This window comes from Thermovirga sp. (assembly GCA_012523215.1).
In the GTDB taxonomy this organism is placed as follows: domain Bacteria; phylum Synergistota; class Synergistia; order Synergistales; family Thermovirgaceae; genus 58-81.
Map to the genome: position 1 here is coordinate 1 of JAAYIZ010000093.1, position 2,391 is coordinate 2,391.

Annotated in this window: 3 protein-coding genes; all 3 read left to right on the forward strand. The window is 54.3% G+C overall.

Annotated features, from left to right (window positions below; genetic code table 11):
- The coding region (locus tag GX108_02665; protein NLO55951.1) for a 2-oxoacid:acceptor oxidoreductase subunit alpha at positions 1-872 on the forward strand (872 nt) is incomplete at its 5' end.
- On the forward strand, positions 872-1,693 hold the full coding sequence (locus GX108_02670; protein NLO55952.1) for a 2-oxoacid:ferredoxin oxidoreductase subunit beta: 822 nt from the start codon (positions 872-874) through the stop codon (positions 1,691-1,693). The genes GX108_02665 and GX108_02670, both read left to right, overlap by 1 nt.
- Positions 1,693-2,247, forward strand: a complete 555-nt coding sequence (locus tag GX108_02675; protein NLO55953.1) for a 2-oxoacid:ferredoxin oxidoreductase subunit gamma — start codon at positions 1,693-1,695, stop codon at positions 2,245-2,247. The genes GX108_02670 and GX108_02675 overlap by 1 nt, the downstream gene beginning before the upstream one ends.
- Positions 2,248-2,391: the final 144 nt, after the last annotated feature.

A 2,391-nucleotide genomic window follows, 5' to 3' on the forward strand; every position in this document is an offset into this window, starting at 1 on the left:
ACCTAGGGTTCGCCTATATGGCCGAAATACCTATCGTGGTCGTCGATGTCATGCGCGGAGGTCCTTCTACCGGCCTACCGACCTCCATAGCGCAGCAGGATGTCATGCAGGCACGGTGGGGTGTTCATGGCGACCACGCCACTATCGCCTATGCGCCTTCCTCCGTCCAGGAATGCTATGAGGTTGCCATAAAGGCTTTCAATATGGCTGAGCGCTTCAGGCAGCCCGTGCTGATAATGAGCGATGAAATTCTGGGCCATATGAGGGAAAAAGTAGTCATCCCCGACAGCGGCGCTCTCCCCATCGTGGACAGGAAGAGGCCTACGTGCAGCCCCGATGAATTCATGCCCTACAAGCCGGATCCCGAGGATAATTTACCCCCCATGGCCTCCTTCGGCGATGGGTACCGGTGGCATATCACCGGCCTCACGCACAACGAGTGGGGATTCCCCACGAACTGCCCCGAAGAGATCGCCAAAAAGACCGCCCGGTTGATGGACAAGGTTTATGCCTATCGTGACGATATTGTCGAGTTCGAAACCGAGAGCGTGGAAGATGCCAGGATCATAGTCGTTGCCTTCGGCAGCGTAGCCCGGACCTCCTTGAGCGCCGTTCGGATGGCCAGGAACAAGGGTCTCAAGGTGGGCTATTTTCGGCCGGTCGCGCTTTGGCCCTTTCCCGACAGGGAACTCGAGGCGCTGGCGGAAAAGGCGGGACAGTTGATCGTACCCGAACTAAACTATGGCCAGATGGTTAATGAAGTAGAAAGATCAGTCCACGGCAAAGCCGAAATAACCCAAATGAGCCTGGTCAATGGCGAGCTTTTCCAGCCCTCCGAGATCCTGGAAAAAATCGAGGAGGTGGCCCGATAATGCCGCGCTCTGAAGTCATGACATGGTTGAGAAAGAGGTTTTTCCCCCACCTGTGGTGCCCCGGATGTGGCCATGGGATAATAATGCACGCCATCCTGAGGGCCCTCATCGATTCCGGAAAGTCGAAGGAAGAGACGGTAATCGCTTCCGGAATAGGATGTTCTAGCAGGATGCCCGGGTACATCGACGCCTGCACGATCCATACCACTCATGGCAGGTCTTTGGCCTTCGCCACCGGTATTAAATTGGCCAACCCCGAACTTACGATAATCGATGTAATGGGTGATGGCGACTGTACGGCCATTGGTGGCAATCATTTCATCCACGCCTGCAGGAGAAACATAGGCATCACTGCCGTGGTAATGAACAACAATATATATGGCATGACCGGAGGACAGGCCTCGCCGACAACGCCCCTGGGAGCCAAGGCAACGACGGCACCCTATGGCGCCATCGATCCACCTTTCGACATCTGTAAACTTGCCCAGGGCGCCGGGGCTACTTACGTGGCCAGAACCACCGTTGCACAGCCCGTCCTTTGCGAGCAGTACATAAAGAACGGAATAGCCAACAAGGGTTTCTCCGTTATCGAGATACTCACCAACTGCCATACCCAGTTCGGCAGGAGGAACAACCTCAGGACTCCCGTGGACAACTTGAACCACTTCAAGAATAATTCGATACCCTTGGCTAAAGCCCAGGGCATGACCCCCTCCGATCTTGAAGGCAAGATAGTGACCGGCGAATTCGTGAAGAGGGAAGCGCCGGAATATACTGAACTTTATCGCAGTCTGATCGATAGAATTGAGGGGGATAAATGATGAAAGACCGCTACGAGATAAGATTCGCGGGATCCGGCGGCCAGGGGGTAATATTGGCCACTGTTGTGGTTGGTGAGGCCGCGGCTATCTACGAGGGCCTGAACTCGGTCCAGACCCAATCCTATGGACCCGAAGCAAGGGGAGGCAAGTCCAAATCCGAGGTCGTTATTTCGAGGGACAATATCGATTATCCGAAGGCGACAACTCCCGATCTCCAAATTAGCCTCAACCAAGCTTCTTGCGACGAATTTATCGGTCAGACGGGCAAGGATGGGATCGTGGTAGTGGACGATACTTATGTCTCATCGGTCCCGGAAACGGATGCCCAGGTATTTCGTTTGCCCATAGTGAAAACAGCGAGAGAAAAGATCGGGAGGGAACTGGTCACCAACATGGTGGCCCTGGGGGTAACCGCTTGGGTCCTGGAGATGAAGGGACTCATGAAAACCGATTCTCTTAAACAGGCTGTATTGGCAAGGGTTCCCAAGGGGACGGAGGAGATGAACGAAAAAGCCTTCAAGGAAGGTTATAAACTAATGAAAGATATCCGGTAGATCCGGTAAACCTGCTCCAGGAGATACCAAGCGAGGCGAGGGGCCACCCTCACGCCTCGCTTTTTTAACTTGTTTCGCGGGATGGAAGTGGCGTAGTCTCCAACCGTCGAGGTTTTTATCACGGCAAGCGAAGTGGTCGGCCTC

Coding starts and splice junctions, on each gene's coding strand:
- GX108_02670 (NLO55952.1), top strand. CDS start 872: ATGCCGCGCTCTGAAGTCATGACATGGTTGAGAAAGAGGTTTTTCCCC.
- GX108_02675 (NLO55953.1), top strand. CDS start 1,693: ATGAAAGACCGCTACGAGATAAGATTCGCGGGATCCGGCGGCCAGGGG.